This is a genomic window from Paenibacillus sp. ATY16 (genome assembly GCF_003399985.2).
In the GTDB taxonomy this organism is placed as follows: domain Bacteria; phylum Bacillota; class Bacilli; order Paenibacillales; family Paenibacillaceae; genus Pristimantibacillus; species Pristimantibacillus glycanilyticus.
Map to the genome: position 1 here is coordinate 44,458 of NZ_NMOK02000040.1, position 17,085 is coordinate 61,542.

General features: G+C 53.4%; 14 protein-coding genes. All 14 read left to right on the forward strand.

Annotated elements, in window-relative coordinates; genetic code table 11:
- Positions 1–154 precede the first annotated feature (154 nt).
- Positions 155–1,858 carry an ATP-dependent protease LonB gene (gene lonB, locus CFI03_RS23450; RefSeq protein ID WP_127494639.1) on the forward strand — a complete coding sequence of 568 codons (1,704 nt, stop codon included), beginning with the start codon at positions 155–157 and terminating at the stop codon, positions 1,856–1,858.
- Positions 1,859–1,894: 36 nt separating this feature from the next.
- On the forward strand, positions 1,895–4,405 hold the full coding sequence (gene lon / locus CFI03_RS23455; RefSeq protein WP_248760295.1) for an endopeptidase La: 2,511 nt from the start codon (positions 1,895–1,897) through the stop codon (positions 4,403–4,405).
- Positions 4,402–5,007: a ribosome biogenesis GTP-binding protein YihA/YsxC gene (gene yihA / locus CFI03_RS23460; RefSeq protein ID WP_015846005.1), complete on the forward strand. Its 606-nt coding sequence runs from the start codon at positions 4,402–4,404 to the stop codon at positions 5,005–5,007. Before lon ends, yihA begins: the two co-directional genes overlap by 4 nt.
- A gap of 181 nt (positions 5,008–5,188) precedes the next feature.
- Positions 5,189–5,779, forward strand: a complete 591-nt coding sequence (locus CFI03_RS23465; protein WP_127494635.1) for a non-ribosomal peptide synthetase module — start codon at positions 5,189–5,191, stop codon at positions 5,777–5,779.
- 362 nt (positions 5,780–6,141) lie between these two features.
- Entirely contained in the window at positions 6,142–6,540 is a 399-nt protein-coding gene (speD, locus tag CFI03_RS23470) for an adenosylmethionine decarboxylase (protein WP_015846002.1), read from the forward strand.
- A gap of 195 nt (positions 6,541–6,735) precedes the next feature.
- On the forward strand, positions 6,736–8,106 hold the full coding sequence (gene hemA / locus CFI03_RS23475) for a glutamyl-tRNA reductase (protein ID WP_248760297.1): 1,371 nt from the start codon (positions 6,736–6,738) through the stop codon (positions 8,104–8,106).
- Positions 8,107–8,152: 46 nt separating this feature from the next.
- Entirely contained in the window at positions 8,153–8,968 is an 816-nt protein-coding gene (gene ccsA / locus CFI03_RS23480; protein WP_015846000.1) for a cytochrome c biogenesis protein CcsA, read from the forward strand.
- A gap of 14 nt (positions 8,969–8,982) precedes the next feature.
- Positions 8,983–9,621, forward strand: coding sequence for a precorrin-2 dehydrogenase/sirohydrochlorin ferrochelatase family protein (locus tag CFI03_RS23485; RefSeq protein ID WP_248760299.1), 639 nt, complete (start codon positions 8,983–8,985; stop codon positions 9,619–9,621).
- 19 nt (positions 9,622–9,640) lie between these two features.
- Positions 9,641–10,615 (forward strand): hydroxymethylbilane synthase, encoded by a 975-nt coding sequence (hemC, locus tag CFI03_RS23490; protein ID WP_248760301.1) that lies wholly within the window; start codon positions 9,641–9,643, stop codon positions 10,613–10,615.
- 4 nt (positions 10,616–10,619) lie between these two features.
- Positions 10,620–12,182 (forward strand): uroporphyrinogen-III C-methyltransferase, encoded by a 1,563-nt coding sequence (cobA, locus tag CFI03_RS23495; RefSeq protein WP_248760303.1) that lies wholly within the window; start codon positions 10,620–10,622, stop codon positions 12,180–12,182.
- 59 nt (positions 12,183–12,241) lie between these two features.
- Positions 12,242–13,237 (forward strand): porphobilinogen synthase, encoded by a 996-nt coding sequence (gene hemB, locus CFI03_RS23500; protein WP_248760305.1) that lies wholly within the window; start codon positions 12,242–12,244, stop codon positions 13,235–13,237.
- Positions 13,238–13,243: 6 nt separating this feature from the next.
- The gene (gene hemL, locus CFI03_RS23505) at positions 13,244–14,545 is read left to right on the forward strand and encodes a glutamate-1-semialdehyde 2,1-aminomutase (protein WP_127494623.1); all 1,302 of its coding nucleotides are present in this window, start codon (positions 13,244–13,246) and stop codon (positions 14,543–14,545) included.
- A gap of 27 nt (positions 14,546–14,572) precedes the next feature.
- Positions 14,573–15,571: an RluA family pseudouridine synthase gene (locus CFI03_RS23510; protein WP_248760307.1), complete on the forward strand. Its 999-nt coding sequence runs from the start codon at positions 14,573–14,575 to the stop codon at positions 15,569–15,571.
- 107 nt (positions 15,572–15,678) lie between these two features.
- On the forward strand, positions 15,679–17,085 hold the full coding sequence (locus CFI03_RS31370; protein WP_248760314.1) for a LysM peptidoglycan-binding domain-containing protein: 1,407 nt from the start codon (positions 15,679–15,681) through the stop codon (positions 17,083–17,085).

The following is a 17,085-nucleotide window of genomic DNA, read 5'->3' on the forward strand; positions in this document are numbered from 1 at the left end:
GATAAAAGAGGCATTCGGAAGCAACCCCATTCGACGGTTGCGGAGGAATGCCTCTTTTTTCTTCCGGAAGCGATTATTCCCTGCAGCAAGGGGCAATACTACCAATTACGTACTCTTTTGCCGGAATAGTTCGCTTTGAGAGGAGAAGATGTTAATGAGTTTAAGTATGGTTTTGATGCTGATCCAAGTTTTTTTTGCTGTGGTGATTGGTTTATATTTCTGGAATTTGCTGCGCAATCAGAAGACGAACCGCTCCGCGGTCGATCGGGAGTCGCGCAAGGAGATGGATAAGCTGCGCAAGCTGCGCTCCATCTCGCTGACCAAGCCGCTTGCGGAGAAAACACGGCCGCAGGCAATGCAGGATATCGTCGGGCAGACAGACGGTCTGCGCGCGCTTAAGGCGGCGCTTTGCAGCGCCAATCCGCAGCATGTCATTATTTACGGACCGCCGGGAGTCGGAAAGACGGCGGCTGCCCGCGTTGTACTGGAGGAAGCGAAAAAGAATCCTTCCTCGCCGTTTCTGAATGAAGCAAAGTTTACCGAGATTGACGCCACAACGGCCCGGTTCGATGAGCGCGGTATTGCCGATCCGCTGATCGGCTCCGTTCATGACCCGATTTATCAAGGAGCCGGGGCGATGGGCGTGGCCGGCATTCCGCAGCCGAAGCCGGGTGCGGTGACGAAGGCGCATGGCGGGATCCTGTTTATCGACGAAATCGGTGAATTGCATCCCATTCAAATGAATAAGCTGTTAAAAGTACTGGAAGACCGCAAGGTGTTCCTGGAGAGTGCTTATTACAATTCGGAGGATGCGAATATTCCGGTTTATATCCACGATATTTTCCAGAACGGTCTGCCGGCCGACTTCCGTCTTGTAGGCGCGACAACGCGTTCGCCGCAGGATCTGCCTCCGGCTATCCGCTCGCGCTGCATGGAGATTTATTTCCGTCCGCTGCTCGCAAGCGAGATTGCATCGATTGCCGAAAATGCCGTTAAAAAAATCGGCTTTGGTCCATGCCCGGATGCCGTGGACGTCGTGAAGAAATATGCGACGAACGGACGCGAAGCGGTTAACGTCATTCAGCTTGCAGCCGGTATTGCCTTATCCGAGAAACGGGATGCCATCACGGCAGCGGATGTGGAATGGGTTGTGAACAGCAGCCAAATTCCGCCTCGTCCGGACCGAAAAGTGCCGGAAGCGCCTCAGATCGGTTTCGTTAACGGCTTAGCGGTGTATGGTCCTAATATGGGAACATTGCTTGAAATCGAAGTCAGCGCTATTCCTGCGGCTGCCGGCAAAGGTCAATATACGATTACCGGCGTTGTCGACGAGGAAGAACTGGGAGGCGGTTCCCGGACGCTTAGACGGAAAAGCATGGCGAAGGGCTCGGTTGAAAACGTGCTGACGATGCTCCGCCGTTACGGACTGAACCCGCAGGACTTTGACCTGCATATCAACTTCCCTGGCGGCACGCCAATCGACGGGCCATCCGCCGGTGTTGCCATGGCAACGGCAATTGCCTCGGCGATCAAAGAGGTGCCGATTGACAATAAGCTGGCGATGACCGGCGAGGTTGGCATACACGGCAACGTGAAGCCGGTAGGCGGCGTGCTGGCGAAGGTAGAAGCGGCGTTCCAGGCTGGGGCGGAGACGGTTATTATACCGCGCGAGAACTGGCAGGCGATTTTTGCAGGTTTGGAAGGGCTGAAGGTCATTCCGGTAGACCGGGTTGACGAGGTGTTCAGATATGTCTTCCCAATTGGCGAAACCGTTGTCGCAGAGGTTGAAAACCATGTCGGTTCCGATCTTTTTATCGCTTCAGGGGTTCCCTATTTGCAGGCGGATTCCGTGGAATGATAAAATAGGGTATTCGAAACAATTGGAGGTGCTGGTGTGGGATCCGGAAAAACAAAAGGCCGTCGGCTTCCCCTGCTTCCTTTAAGGGGGCTGCTTGTATATCCCAGCATGGTGCTCCACCTTGATGTGGGAAGGGACAAATCGGTGCGGGCGCTGGAGAAATGCATGATCGACGATCATATGATTCTTCTGTGCTCGCAATCCGAAGTCAATATCGAAGAGCCTACAGAAGACGATATTTACCGCGTCGGCACCATTGCGAAGGTCAGACAGATGCTGAAGCTGCCCAACGGTACAATCCGCGTGCTTGTTGAAGGCGTTGTAAGAGCCGAGGTAGTGGATTACGTGCCAAATGAACAGTTTTACGAAGTAACGGTGCTCGAGCTTCCTGAGCCGGAGACTGACGATCCCGAAGTGGATGCGCTTATGCGGTCGGTACTCAGCCAGTTCGAGCATTATATTTCGCTATCGAAGAAGGTTACGCCGGAGACGCTTGCGGCGGTATCGGATATCGATGAGCCGGGCAGGCTGGCCGATGTCATTACAAGCCATTTGTCGCTGAAGATCAAGGATAAGCAGGATATTCTCGAGACCATCGATGTTCGGGAGCGTCTTGAGCGTTTGCTTGATATCCTGAACAACGAGCGCGAGGTGCTTGAGCTCGAACGCAAAATCAACCAGCGCGTCAAAAAGCAGATGGAGAAGACGCAGAAGGAATATTATTTGCGCGAGCAGATGAAAGCGATCCAGAAGGAGCTTGGCGAGAAGGAAGGGCGCGCCGGCGAGGTCGAGGAGCTACGCAATCAACTAACTGAAGCGGGAGTTCCCGACAATGTGCGGGAGAAAGTCGAGAAGGAAATCGATCGTCTGGAAAAAATGCCCGCAACGTCCGCCGAGGGCGGCGTTATCCGCAATTATATCGATTGGTTATTAGCATTGCCTTGGAGCAAGCATACGGAAGACGACTTATCCCTAAGCAAGGCCGAAGAGATCCTGAACAACGATCACTACGGCCTGGAGAAGCCGAAGGAGCGCGTGCTTGAATATTTGGCGGTCCAGCAACTGGTGAAGAAGATGAAAGGGCCGATCCTTTGCCTCGTAGGGCCTCCGGGTGTCGGCAAAACCTCTCTTGCCCGTTCGATCGCCAAATCGCTTGACCGCAAATTCGTTCGAATCTCGCTGGGCGGCGTTCGCGACGAAGCGGAAATCCGCGGTCACCGCCGTACGTATGTAGGCGCTATGCCCGGACGGATTATTCAAGGGATGAAGACGGCGGGATCCTATAATCCGGTCTTTCTGCTTGACGAGATCGACAAGATGGCAAGCGATTTCCGCGGAGACCCTTCATCCGCGCTGCTTGAGGTGCTTGATCCGGAGCAGAATAATACGTTCAGCGACCATTTCATCGAAGTGCCGTTTGATTTATCTAACGTGATGTTTGTCACGACGGCCAATTCGCTGCACAACATTCCGCGTCCGCTGCTCGACCGGATGGAAGTGCTTTACATTCCGGGTTATACGGAGCTGGAGAAGCAGCAGATCGCGGAACGTTATCTTTTGCCGAAGCAGCGCAGGGAGCATGGACTGTCGGAAGATCAGCTTGTCGTTGAGGATGAAGTGGTCTTGCAGCTGATCCGCGAATATACGCGTGAATCCGGCGTACGGAATTTGGAGCAGCAGATCGCCGCTTTGAGCCGGAAGGCCGCGAAGCATATTGTATCGGAGGGCTCCAAGTCCCGGGCAGGCAGCAAGGAGAGGGGCGAAGGCGATTTGGCCGGTCAGCCTTATGAAGCTCCCGAGCTGAATACGCTGGAGGCTGCTTTCGGCGCAGACGATGTTGCGGAAGAAGCCGAGGCTAAGCAAGACCAAGCGGTGGTTTCGGCAGTGACATTGACGGTAACGCCGGAGCTGCTGAAGGAATGGCTTGGACCTGCGAAGTTCCGCCATGGCACGGCCGAGGTCGAGAACCAGATTGGTGCCGTAACAGGCCTCGCTTGGACCGAGGTTGGCGGAGATACGCTGGTGATCGAGGTAACGGTTATGCCGGGCAGCGGCAAGCTTACCTTGACCGGCAAGCTTGGCGACGTGATGAAAGAATCGGCGCAGGCCGCATTCAGTTTTACGCGCTCCAAGGCCATTGAGCTTGGTATCGATCCCGAATTCCATGTGAACAAGGATATCCATATTCATATTCCGGAAGGCGCGATTCCCAAAGACGGACCATCTGCCGGCATAACGATGGCAACCGCTTTGATCTCCGCCCTGACGAACCGGTATGTATCGAAGGAAGTCGCAATGACCGGCGAGATTACGCTGCGCGGCCGCGTGCTTCCGATTGGCGGCTTGAAGGAAAAATCGCTCGCCGCTCACCGGGCAGGCATCCGAAAGGTGCTTCTGCCGAAGGATAATGAACGCGATTTAAGCGATATTCCGGACAGCGTACGCAGTGAAATGACTTTTGTTCCTGTCAGCCATATGGACGAAGTTCTGCAGCATGCGCTGCTGCCGGTTAACACCGAAGAGAAAGCAGGAACAGTAATCGGATGAAAATTACCCAATCAGAATTTATCATAAGTGCAGTAAGACCTTCGCAATATCCAGTTGACGCCTTGCCAGAGATTGCTCTGGCAGGGCGTTCCAATGTCGGCAAATCGTCGCTCATTAACAAATTGATCTTGCGTAAAAACCTGGCGAGAACAAGCTCGCAGCCCGGCAAGACGCAGCAGCTTAACTATTATCGCGTGAATGACATGGTCTATTTCGTCGATTTTCCCGGCTATGGCTATGCGAAAGTATCAAAAACGCAGCGAGAGCTGTTCGGGCAAATGATCGAGACTTATATTCGCGACCGCAAGGAACTGAAGCTGCAGCTTCTCGTTATCGATATGCGCCATGCTCCGTCAAAGGACGATGTGCTCATGTATCATTGGCTTAAGCATTACAACGTGCCGACCTGCATCGTCTGCACGAAAGCGGACAAAATCCCGAAAGGCAAATGGGACAAGCATGTAAAGGTTATCAAAGAGACGCTTGAGGCGGATCCGCGCGACTCGCTGGTCATGTTTTCTTCGGAGACGGGGCTTGGCCGCGAGAAGCTGTGGGAGGTCATTAACGGAGCGATTGGGCATATAACGGAGATAGATCAATAACTTCCTCTATAATGCAGAGGATACAGCAAGAAATACAGCTTTCCTCGTGAAATCTACGGGATTTTTCAGAAATATGCGAGAATATCGAGGCTGAACGGCAGGAATAAAAAGCTCTGATCACGTATAATATACTTAGGCATTAAGAACAAAAGCGCAAGTTTAAAGAATTGAGGAGATTTTTATGGCTCAGCGGCTAGCCACAGAGTATGTAAGTGCCAAACTGCAATTGACGAGCGATGAGATGAAGCAATTTATTCGGTTTTTCGATGACCAGCAGGTATGCATGAACGTAAAGGTCCTCGATAACGGAAACCAGGAGCTGGTTCTCGAAGACGTAGCAGGGAAGGAAGAAGTCACACTGACGTTTGAACGTCAGCAAGACCACTATGTATGTGAACTCTCTTGCCGCCTGATTCAACCCAAGCTGACCAACGCCATGCGCAAAGCCGTAACGGCTTTCCGTGGAGACGCAGTTGTTAATCGTATCTACAGCCATTATACGATGATCTACCATTATACAAATGGCAGCGTCCGCAAAATCGTTGAAAGCACATCGTCGGGCACACGGGTCGTATTCGAATACAAGGATACGGTCGGCCAGTTGGAGCGTGTGTTCCGGAGCCGCTTGATCGAACGTGAAATCGAGCTGGTCAACAACGCGATTAACGAGTTGCTTGACCTGCGCAATCAAACGAAGGACCGCCTGCAGATTGCCGGCATCGACGAAAGACTTGCGATGCTGACCAAGAAGTTGTTTGTATTTGAAGCTTAACCGATAAGCCTTGAACCTGGGAGCCGCCGAATGCGGCTTCTTTTTTTGCTTTTGTTCACAAAAAAATGATATCGGAATGGACGCATCGCAAGGTACCGAAACCGCCTCACCTACATACTGTGTATACGGGATTAAAGCGGAAAAAAGTTTTCGTTTCTTCCCGAAAAAAAGGGTTGCAATTCTGCCCAATAGATGTTATTTTTAATCTCGTTGAAAACATTGGTCTAAACAAAATAGGAACCAGGATTCACTCAGGACATGGTTATGTTGCGAGAGATTATTCCCTCGGGAAGTGAATGACGTAGGTCCTAGCGGATGAAATTTTTTTAAACATTTTATTCCTAGGAAGGGGGAACCGGAAGATGGAATATTCAACTTTCGGAAGACACGTTGCTGTTGATACTTGGGGAGTAGACTTTGATCTGCTGAACAACGCTGAATTTTTGCAAGCCCAAATGGTGGAGGCTGCTGAAGCATGCGGCGCTACCGTATTATCGGTGCAATCGAAACAATTTGAGCCTCAAGGAGCAACAGTACTTGTATTGCTGTCGGAGAGTCATCTCTCGATTCATACGTATCCTGAGAAAGGATTCGCCGCTCTCGACTGCTACACATGCGGTGAAACTGTGGATCCACAGCTTGCGATTGACTACATGATCGCTGTACTGAAGCCAACGACTACTCATGCTAAGAAGCTTGTTCGCGGCATGGGCGAGTTGAAAGTAGAAGAACCAAAAATGCAACAAGTTGAGCTTGTTTAAGCTTTTAAATTGAAAAGATATAGAGATAACCATAGACCTCGGTCCATGGTTATTTTCTTTGTAGAAACAGGGAATAATGGCAATGAGGGTTTTCAAACATTATTCATAAATGAAGCCAATATGAAGCCGTACGGCTTGTCGAACTATGTTATAATCATTCTAAAGTTAATTTTGAAGAAAGGCAGGTGAACGCGCATGCACATTATCGTAGTCGGCTTGAACTACCGGACCGCTCCCGTTGAAGTAAGAGAACGGTTTGCGATTGCCGAGAAAGAATTGCCGGAAGCATTGAAACAGCTGATGAACACGAGCAGCATTATGGAATGTGTCATTGTTGCGACCTGCAATCGTACCGAGCTGTATGCGGTAGTGGACAGGCACCATCTGTGCGGGCATTATATCCGCAGCTTTATGGAGCAGTGGTTCAAGCTGCCTAGAGAGCAGTTCACTAACCATTTATATATGCATGAGGATGACAAGGCTATCGAGCATCTATTCCGGGTAACAAGCGGGCTTGATTCGATGGTGATCGGCGAGACGCAAATTCTGGGACAAGTAAAAGATGCTTTTGCGCTTGCGCAGCAGCAGAAGATGACAGGAACCCTGTTCAACATGCTGTTTAAACAAGCGGTTACGATGGCCAAGCGTGCTCATTCGGAGACAACGATTGGAGAATCGGCGGTATCGGTCAGCTATGCGGCCGTTGAGCTTGGCAAGCGGATTTTTGGCCAGTTCAGCAAGAAGACGGTTATGGTCATCGGCGCCGGCGAGACTGGCGAGCTTACGGCGAAGCATTTGTATGCGAATGGCGCTGACCGCGTTATTGTGGTGAACCGTACGTATGAAAGAGCAGCCCAGCTGGCGGAGAAGTTTAACGGGATTGCCTGCTCGATGGAAGACGCGGCAAGCAAGCTTCATGAAGCGGACATTGTGATCAGCTCCACGGGAGCGGATGGATATGTACTGGAACGCCAAGCGGTAGCCGAAGCGATGAAGCGCCGAAAGTCGAAGCCTTTGTTCATGATCGATATCGCCGTTCCGCGCGATCTCGATCCGGCGATTGCCGCGGTCGAGAACGTGTTCCTGTACGACATTGACGATTTGGAAGGTATTGTAGCAAGCAATATCGAGCAGCGCCGGAAGGAAGCGGAGAAGATCGAAACGATGATTGAACAAGAATCGGAGCAGTTCGAGCAATGGTACAAGACGCTTGGCGTTGTTCCTTTAATCCGTGCGCTCCAGACAAAGGCTGCCCACATTCATGAAGAGACGCTTAACAGCCTGACGAACAAGCTGCCGGATCTGGACGAGCATGAACTGAAGGTAATCCGCAAGCTGACGAAGAGCATTGTGAACCAGATGATGCAAGATCCGATCCTGCGGATTAAAGAAATGGCCGGAGAGAAACATTCCGAGGAAGCAATGGATATGTTCGTTAAGTTGTTTGCGCTTGAAGATGAGCTGGCCCAGTCGAAACAAGCTGAAGCAGACACGGCGTCTGCGGCGAAAAAGAAAACGATGCCTGCACGTCCGGCAGCTTCGGCACTGGCGTCCATCCTTCGATAACAGCGCGCTACCCGAATAATCGCGAAGGGCGGCAAGGTGGAAGCTTATGTTTTTTACGCAAAAGTGGCTTTACGACGCGATACTTTATATTTACGCCCTGAGCCTTCTGTTTTACTTCTCCGATTTCATGGATGCGAACCGGAGAGCGAAGCGGATTGGAACAGGGCTCCTTATTTTTGTATGGATATTGCAAACCGTCATTCTGGTGAGCCGGCTCGTGACCCATTTCGAGATAACGGCAATTTCGTCCTTTGAATATTGGCTAGGCTTTTCGTGGCTGCTAGTTACGATATCCCTGGTCATCAGCCAGTTTTTCAAAATCGAGTTTCTCGTCTTTCTGGTTAACATCATCAGCTTCTCCGTGCTGGCGCTTAACTTGTACAGCCGGCCTGGAATGGATGAACAGTTTGGAGTTTCGCAGGCGATGCGCGACTTGCTCCTTGTACATATTAGTTTGGTGCTATGCGCATACGCATCGCTGACGATAGGATCCATCTTCGCGGGGATGTACCTGTTCCTGCACAAGCAGCTGAAAGGGAAACGATGGACTCCGTTCACGCGGAGGCTGCCAAGTCTCGATAGGATTGAACGTTTCTCGGATAGGGCGATTATCATCGGAGTGCCGCTGCTTGCGATGTCCTTATCGGTTGCCGTTACCGTGCTGCTTGCGGAAGGACGCCCGCAGCTGCTGCTTGACTGGAAGGTTCTAACCTCGTTTGCGACTTTGATCTTTTACGTCAATTATATTATTCAAAGGGCGATGCTGAGACGTCCAGGCACTCAGCTTGCAAGACTTCATCTGATTGCATTCGTTATGTTGATTATTAATTTGTTATCCAGTTATTTGTCGACGTTTCACTAGAAGAGGGGATGCGCATGAACGGCTATTACCCGGTAATGCTTCAGCTTCGCGGCGAACGTTGCGTCATCATAGGCGGCGGACGGATTGCCGAGCGCAAGGCGATAGGCCTCATGGAGGCGGGAGCGGATACCGTCATTCTTGTCAGTCCGCGGATTACCGCCCGGCTGCAGGAGCTTGTCGCCTGCGGATCTCTTCAGTGGAATTGCCGGACCTATGAGCCGGAAGATGCGACTGATGCCCGCCTGCTGTTTGCCGCTACGGATGATTCCGGTCTTAACCGACGGATCGCTGACGATGGCAGGCGGGCCGGAGCTTTGGTTAACACGGTTGATGGGGACGCAGGAAGAGGGTTTCTGAATCCTTCGGTAGTACGCCGCGGGGATCTGTTGATTGCCGTCTCCGCAACTGGCGCAAGCCCGGCTCTCTCTGCAAGGATTAAGCGGGAGCTGGAACGGCAATACGGCGAAGAATACGGATATAGCGTGGAGCAGCTCAGGCGGCTGCGCGATTACGTGAAGGCTGATGTCTCTGAGCCTGGCGAGAGGGAAACGCTTCTAAGGCTTGCCGCCGAAGAGGTGCCGCTCCGGGATCATGCGGACATGGAGCCGAAAGCTTGGGTAGAACGACTTCGGGCAAAGAGGCCCTTGGATTGACGACGGGAGGAAGACAATAATGGGAGCTCATGAGAATGGACCGCGTACAATCGTGGTAGGGACACGCCAGAGCGCGCTTGCGTTGACGCAGACGGGTCAAGTCATTGACGAGTTGAAGCGAATCAGCGAGAAACACGGGTTTGATTACCATTTTGAAATTCGGAAAATTGTGACGAAGGGTGACCGCATTCTGGATGTCACGTTGTCCAAGGTTGGCGGAAAGGGCTTGTTTGTAAAAGAGATCGAGCAGGCCCTTCTTGACGGCGAGATCGACATGGCTGTCCACAGCATGAAGGATATGCCTTATGAGCTGCCGGAAGGACTGATGAACGGCGCAACTCCGAGACGGGTTGATCCCCGCGATTGCCTGATTATGAAGCAGGGGAGCTCGCTTGATGATCTGCCGGCCGGCGCGCGTGTCGGAACAAGCAGTCTGCGCCGCTCCAGCCAGCTTAAAAATATACGCCCGGATCTTGAGCTTGATTCCATCCGCGGCAATATCGATTCGAGGATCCGGAAGCTGGAGACGGAAGGCTTTGACGCGGTTGTACTGGCCGCGGCCGGTCTTACCCGCATGGGCTGGGAGGACCGAATCTCGGCGTTTATCCCCGTTGATCTGTCGATCCCGGCGGTTGGACAAGGAGCGCTTGGCATCGAGTGCCGTACGGCGGATGCCGGGGTGCGCGAGCTGCTCGATTTGCTGAATGATACCGAAACCTCGCTGTCCGTCCGCGCGGAGAGAAGCTTCCTGGGCGCGCTAAACGGCGGCTGCCAGGTTCCGATCGGCGCTTTTGCCGTGGTGCACAAGAAGTCCGGGGAAGAGAGCTTCGACAACGCCGAGCTTGAGCTGACCGGCATGGTTGGCTCTCCTGACGGAGAAGTGATGCTGAAGGAAATCCGGAAGGGAACCGATCCGGAGCAGCTGGGCCGCGATGTTGCGGAGGCATTGAAGGCAAGAGGCGCGGATCGCATTTTGGCGGAATTCGGGGGATAACGCGATGAATAAAGGAGTTGTCTATCTCGTTGGCGCCGGACCGGGAGATCCAAAGCTTATTACGGTCCGCGGACTGGAATGTCTGAAGCGAAGCGACGTTGTTGTTTATGACCGCCTGGCGAGCCCAAGGCTGCTTAGATATATGAAGGAAGGTGCCCGTAAAATTTACGTCGGCAAGCTTCCTGACCGCCATACGATGAAGCAGGAAGAGATTAACCAGCTGCTTGTCGATCTGGCTTTGGAAGGGCATACGGTCACAAGGCTGAAAGGCGGGGATCCGACGATCTTCGGCCGTGTCGGCGAGGAAGCGGAATTGCTGCAGGAGAATGGCGTATCGTTCGAGATTGTTCCGGGCATTACGTCGGCAATCGCGGTGCCCGCTTATGCCGGTATTCCGGTGACTCACCGGGACCTAGCTTCTTCCTTGTCCATTGTTACGGGGCATGAGAGTCCGGAGAAACTCGACCGCTCCATCCATTGGGGCAAGGTGACCAATGCGACGGGCACCCTTATTTTCTTGATGGGTGTAGCCAAGATCGGTTATATCGCCGAGCAGCTTATCCGCCACGGCAAGCCGGGAACAACGCCGGTTGCCCTTATCCGCTGGGGGACCCGCGTGGAGCAGCAGACGATTGTCGGCACGCTGGAGTCGATTGAACGGATCGTGAAAGAGGCGAACTTCCAGCCGCCGGCGGTTATTGTTGTCGGCGATGTGGTACTCCAGCGGGACAAGCTGAAATGGTACGAGCAAAAGCCGCTCTTTGGGGTGCGTGTGCTTGTCACGCGGGCCAGGGCACAGGCCAGCGACTTGGCTGACCGGATTGAAGAGCTTGGCGGCGAGCCTTGCGAACTGCCGGTAATTGAGACGCGCGAGCCCCGGGAGGAGGCTGCTGCCGAAGCGATCCGTATCGCTCTTGCGGATGCGGAGTCGTATAATTGGATCATGTTTACGAGCGTGAACGGCGTGGAGTACTTCTTCAACTGGCTGGATCGCTTTAACGTGGATATCCGGCGCTTCCATGCCGCCCGTATTGCGGCGGTTGGTCCACGGACTGCGGAAGCTCTGCGCAAGCGTGGCTTGATTGCGGATCAGCTGCCGGCCAAGTTTCAGGCAGAAGGATTGCTCGAACAGCTGGAAGGCCAGCTGAAGCCGGGAGAGAAGGTTCTTCTCCCGCGTGGCGATCTCGCGCGCGAGATTTTGCCGCTTGAGTTGAAGGCTAAGGGTCTTGTCCCAATTGAGTTGGATGTTTACGAGACGGTGATTGCGGATTCGCAGGATGAGCAGGCGTTTGAATGGATCCGCAATCGGGAAATTCACGCGATTACATTCACCAGCTCCTCGACGGTAACGAATCTGCTTGAGGTGCTTCGAAGGAACGGATTCGAGGATCCGGTCGCGCAGCTGACCGGCATCGATGTGGCCAGCATTGGCCCCGTGACTTCGAAGACGGCCTCCGAAGCCGGACTTTCCGTTACAATTGAACCGGAGGATGCTACAATCGAAGCACTGGTTGAAGCGTTGGTTCAGCTTCAAATCACCAAACGTTTGAAGGCTGATCCGTCTTAATTACCGGCAATTATCGCATACCCATCGCATCGCTAGCAGGATTAGAGGAGGAATTTGAAATGGCATTTCCCATTGTGAGACACCGCAGATTGCGTCAATCGGCCGCTATGCGCAATATCGTACGCGAGACCGTACTGACGGCGAATGATTTTATATATCCGATCTACGTGAAATACGGGACGAACATCAAAGAAGAGATTAGCTCGATGCCCGGCGTATACCGCTTCTCCCTTGATCTTCTGGAAGCGGAGATCCGCGAGATTACTTCTCTTGGCATTCAAGCGATTATGCTCTTTGGTTTGCCTGACCATAAGGATGCTGAAGGTACTTCGGCCTATGATCCGAACGGAATCGTTCAGGAAGCTACGCGCCTGATCAAGAAATGGGCGCCTGAGCTGATCGTTATGGCGGATACTTGTCTCTGCCAGTTTACCGATCACGGACATTGCGGCATGGTGCATTTGGATGAAGCTACGGGAACGGCGGTTGTGGATAACGATCCTTCGTTGTCGCTGCTCGTTCGCTCGGCCGTTTCCCAGGCGGAAGCGGGTGCGGACGTGATTGCTCCATCGAACATGATGGACGGTTTTGTATCGGCTATCCGCGAAGGACTGGATGAAGCGGGCTTCAGCCATGTTCCGATTTTGTCGTATTCGGTTAAATATGCTTCCGCCTTCTACGGTCCTTTCCGGGATGCAGCGAAGTCCGCGCCGCAGTTCGGCGACCGCAAGACGTATCAGATGGACCCGGCTAATGCCCGCGAAGCTTTGCGCGAAGCGGATTCCGACGTGTTCGAAGGCGCGGATATGCTCATGGTCAAGCCTGCCCTTTCTTACCTTGATATCGTTCGCCAGCTTCGCGACAGCTTTGATCTGCCGATCGTTGCTTACAACGTAAGCGGTGAGTATGCCATGGTGAAAGCCGCTGCGGCAAACGGTTGGATTGACGAAAAGGCGATTGTGCTTGAGAAGCTGATCAGCATGAAGCGCGCCGGCGCGGATCTGATCATTACTTACCATGCGAAGGATGCTTCGCGCTGGCTGAGAGGAGAATAACGAAGGATGAGCAGATCGATTGGCAATAGACGCGATGACCGTTCGAGAGAGGCTTTCGCCCGTGCGAAGCAGGTGCTTCCCGGCGGCGTGAACAGCCCGGTGCGCGCATTCAAATCCGTAGGTCTTAACCCGGTTTATATGGATCACGGAAAAGGCAGCCGCGTATATGATATCGATGGCAACAGCTACATTGATTATGTGGGATCCTGGGGACCGCTCATCATGGGGCATGCCCATCCCGAAGTGATCGAAGCGATTAAGAAAACCGCGGAAAAAGGAACAAGCTTTGGCGCGCCAACCGAGCTGGAAACTCTGATGGCCGAGCTGGTCGTTGAACGCGTTCCATCCGTTGATATCGTCCGTATGGTTAACTCCGGTACGGAGGCGACGATGAGTGCGCTGCGTCTTGCGCGCGGTTATACGAAGCGCAGCAAAATTTTGAAATTTGAAGGCTCCTATCACGGGCATGCCGACAGCCTGCTTATCAAAGCCGGCTCAGGCGTAGCCACGCTTGGCCTTCCGGACAGCCCCGGCGTTCCCGAAGGCGTGGCCTCACAAACGATAACCGTTCCATATAACGATCTGGAATCGGCTAAGCTGGCCTTCGAAAAATTCGGCGAAGAGATCGCCTGCATTATCGTCGAGCCCGTAGCGGGCAATATGGGAGTTGTCCCGCCGCTGCCGGGCTTCCTGCAGGGGCTCCGCGAGTTGACGGAGCAATACGGCAGCCTGCTCATCTTTGACGAAGTTATGACCGGCTTCCGCGTCAATTACAGCTGCGCGCAAGGTCTGTACGGCGTTACGCCGGACTTGACCTGCTTCGGCAAAGTGATCGGCGGCGGTCTGCCAGTTGGCGCTTACGGCGGCAAACGCGAGATCATGGAAATGATCGCGCCAAGCGGTCCGATCTATCAAGCCGGCACCTTGTCCGGCAACCCGCTTGCAATGGCAGCCGGCTATACAACGTTGAAGCTGTTAACGAAAGAAACTTACGAGCTGCTCGAGCGTCAAGCCGTCCGTCTGCAGCTCGGCTTTGAGAAAAATGCCGCCAAGCATGGCATTGCAACAACGATTAACCGGGTTGGTTCGATGGTATGTCCGTTCTTCACCGATACGCATGTCATTAACTTCGAGACCGCCAAGACGTCTAATCTTGAACAATTCAAAGCTTACTTCTCTGCGATGCTTGATCTGGGCGTAAGTATTGCTCCTTCGCAGTTTGAAGGCATGTTTGTGTCCGCCGTCCATTCGGACGAGGATATCGATGCAACGATTGCCGTCCATGACCAGGCACTTGCAAGCTTATAAAATGTAGAACGGGAAGGTTTGATATCCATGCATAAACGTCCTTATCGACGCGAGGGGCAATGGCTTTCGCTTCTGCCGGCGGATTTGGCCGGGCAGACGACAGGCAAGGATTCGGCTTCCGGGCAGCTAACGGAGCAGCTTTCCATTCCGGAGGCCGGCAGTCATCCGCATCTTGTGCGGCAATGGCTGCTGGCCTGTTCTTTATTTCCGGCAAAATGGATTAACCGTCTGTTCTCGGTTGGCGGTATCGGTTGGGAGGGAGAGAGGATTCGCCTCCTAGCTTTCCCGCCGATAGACCCCGTCTCGGATCCGTTATACCGCAAAGCAAAGAGCGGCGGCTATTCCTCTCTAACACAGGCAGCGGAGGTCCTCTATGAGGATGACTTCTGCCTTGTCCTTAACAAGCCAGCGGGTATGCCGGTTCACGAATCCCATGCCGGTCAGACCGGTACACTGGATGAAGCGGTGGCGCGATGGCTGCTGGAGCAAGGGGATCCGCTTCCCGTCCGGCATATTCATCGTCTGGATGACGATACATCCGGTCCGGTGCTGTATTCGAAGAATGATCTAGCCCAATGGGTGCTGGATGAAGCCATGCGCGAGAAACGGATTGATCGGCGTTATCTTGCCGTCGTCCAAGGAAAGGTGAAAAAGCCGTCCGGCACGATTAATGCTCCGATCGGCAAAGACCGTCATCATTCTTCAAGGCGACGCGTAACGCCCGGCGGCGATCCGGCTATTACCCACTATGAAACCATTCGCGCTTTTTCGGATGCTACTCTTGTCCGTTTGCGTCTGGAAACCGGCAGAACCCATCAAATTCGCGTGCATATGAGCCATCTTGGCCATCCCTTGCTTGGCGACAAGCTGTACGGCGGAGATACGAGACTGCTGCAGCATCAGGCGCTCCATGGCGAACGGCTGCTTTTTCCTCATCCATGGACGGGTGATTTCGTAGAAGCGGCCGCAGCGGAGCCCGAATGGCTTGCGAATCTTCTTGACAAGCTGGGCAGACGGACAAATTGATAGTCATGCGCCTTATTTCCGCGCCATATAGATAGTAGTGAATGTAACTTTAGCCCAAGCTTTAGGCATTTGCTTTTCATTTATGGTATTGGGAGGGAGGATATCGCGTGACAGATCAATCCAAAGGCTTGCGATTTGATTTGTATGAGCGTATTCATTTGCCGGATGAGGTAGCGGCGATTGACGAACTGGAGGAAATTGAGCTAACCCCGCGTATTCAGGTGATTGAGCAGGGTGATCATGCGGTGCTGAAAGGGCAACTGCTCTTAAACGGCGTGTATCGCGGCCAATCGGACGGAGGAAGCCTGCAGACGCTGGAGCACTGGATTCCGGTCGAAATTACGCTGCCGCTCAACCGGGTATCTCGGCTTGACGACATTTCGGTAGAAATCGATAATTTTGACGTAGATTTATTGTCCGCGCGGACGCTTAACGTGACCGGCGTGTTATCGCTTAGAGGTATACTCGTTGAACCGCTTCCCGATGCGGAAGAGGCATGGCGGGAGGAGCCGATAACGGTCGTTCATGAGCGCGAGGCTTCGAATGAGGAATCCGATTTCGAGGCAGAGGCGCAATCGGACATTGAGGCCCAGCCTCAGGAAACGTGGCAGTCCGTGACGCAGCAGCCTTATTTTACGGGCTATGCAGGCCAGCTTCCTGGAACGCAAAGAGCTCAGGAAGAAGAGTTCGAGGAAGAAGAGGAAGAAGAAAGCTTCGAGGCATTCGAGGAAGAGGAGCAGGAAGAAGGGATAGACGAAGCCGAAGAAGCCGATGCTTCCGTCACGATTTCGGCTTCGCCGAGGGACAGCGGCTGGTCTGCTTCGCAGTGGTTCCAATCGAGCCAGCCGGCCAATCAGCCTGGAACCCAGCCCGAGGCGCAGTCCTATCAACCTGCGAATCAACAAAATGCTGCTTCGTTCTATCAGCCAACCGTTCCTCCTCAGGCGCCCCCGCCTTCGCAGAGGGAGAATACTTACGAGTTCGAACAGGAAGAAGAGGAATGGCAGGAGGAGTCATTTGCCGAACAAGCGGATGAGCCTAACGAGGAGGCATTTGCTTCTTTCGGCGGAGACTCGGCAGGCGAAGCGGAATGGCAGGCGCAGCCGGAGGCTCCCCGCGTGCCGGACAACGAGAAGCAGGAGATCCGGATAGGCGTCGGCAGCAAGCAGCCGGAAAACAATCCGGAGCAAGCGCCCAATGTTGGTCTAATGACGCTGCTTCAAACGAGCAAGCGCGAGCAGGCTGCGCGACAGGCGGCGGAAGAGGTTGCAGCCAAGCAAGCCGAGCAGGCTAAAACCCGCTCATCCGGCGACGATATCGAGTGGAAGACCTTATTCCTCGGCAAACAGTCGGAGGAGAACGAATTCCGCAAAATCCGTGTCTGCATCGTCCAAAGAGATGAGACGCTGGAGTCGATTGCGGTCAGATACAGCCTCAATCCTCGCGAAATTTTGCTGTATAACGGCTTGAACGAATCTTCCGTCGCGGAGGGTCAGCTGCTTTATATCCCATAA

Bases quoted from the DNA above. Each gene is read 5' to 3' on its own strand.
- lonB (WP_127494639.1), top strand. From the start codon at position 155: ATGAGTTTAAGTATGGTTTTGATGCTGATCCAAGTTTTTTTTGCTGTG.
- yihA (WP_015846005.1), top strand. From the start codon at position 4,402: ATGAAAATTACCCAATCAGAATTTATCATAAGTGCAGTAAGACCTTCG.
- CFI03_RS23465 (WP_127494635.1), top strand. From the start codon at position 5,189: ATGGCTCAGCGGCTAGCCACAGAGTATGTAAGTGCCAAACTGCAATTG.
- speD (WP_015846002.1), top strand. From the start codon at position 6,142: ATGGAATATTCAACTTTCGGAAGACACGTTGCTGTTGATACTTGGGGA.
- hemA (WP_248760297.1), top strand. From the start codon at position 6,736: ATGCACATTATCGTAGTCGGCTTGAACTACCGGACCGCTCCCGTTGAA.
- ccsA (WP_015846000.1), top strand. From the start codon at position 8,153: ATGTTTTTTACGCAAAAGTGGCTTTACGACGCGATACTTTATATTTAC.
- CFI03_RS23485 (WP_248760299.1), top strand. From the start codon at position 8,983: ATGAACGGCTATTACCCGGTAATGCTTCAGCTTCGCGGCGAACGTTGC.
- hemC (WP_248760301.1), top strand. From the start codon at position 9,641: ATGGGAGCTCATGAGAATGGACCGCGTACAATCGTGGTAGGGACACGC.
- cobA (WP_248760303.1), top strand. From the start codon at position 10,620: ATGAATAAAGGAGTTGTCTATCTCGTTGGCGCCGGACCGGGAGATCCA.
- hemB (WP_248760305.1), top strand. From the start codon at position 12,242: ATGGCATTTCCCATTGTGAGACACCGCAGATTGCGTCAATCGGCCGCT.
- hemL (WP_127494623.1), top strand. From the start codon at position 13,244: ATGAGCAGATCGATTGGCAATAGACGCGATGACCGTTCGAGAGAGGCT.
- CFI03_RS23510 (WP_248760307.1), top strand. From the start codon at position 14,573: ATGCATAAACGTCCTTATCGACGCGAGGGGCAATGGCTTTCGCTTCTG.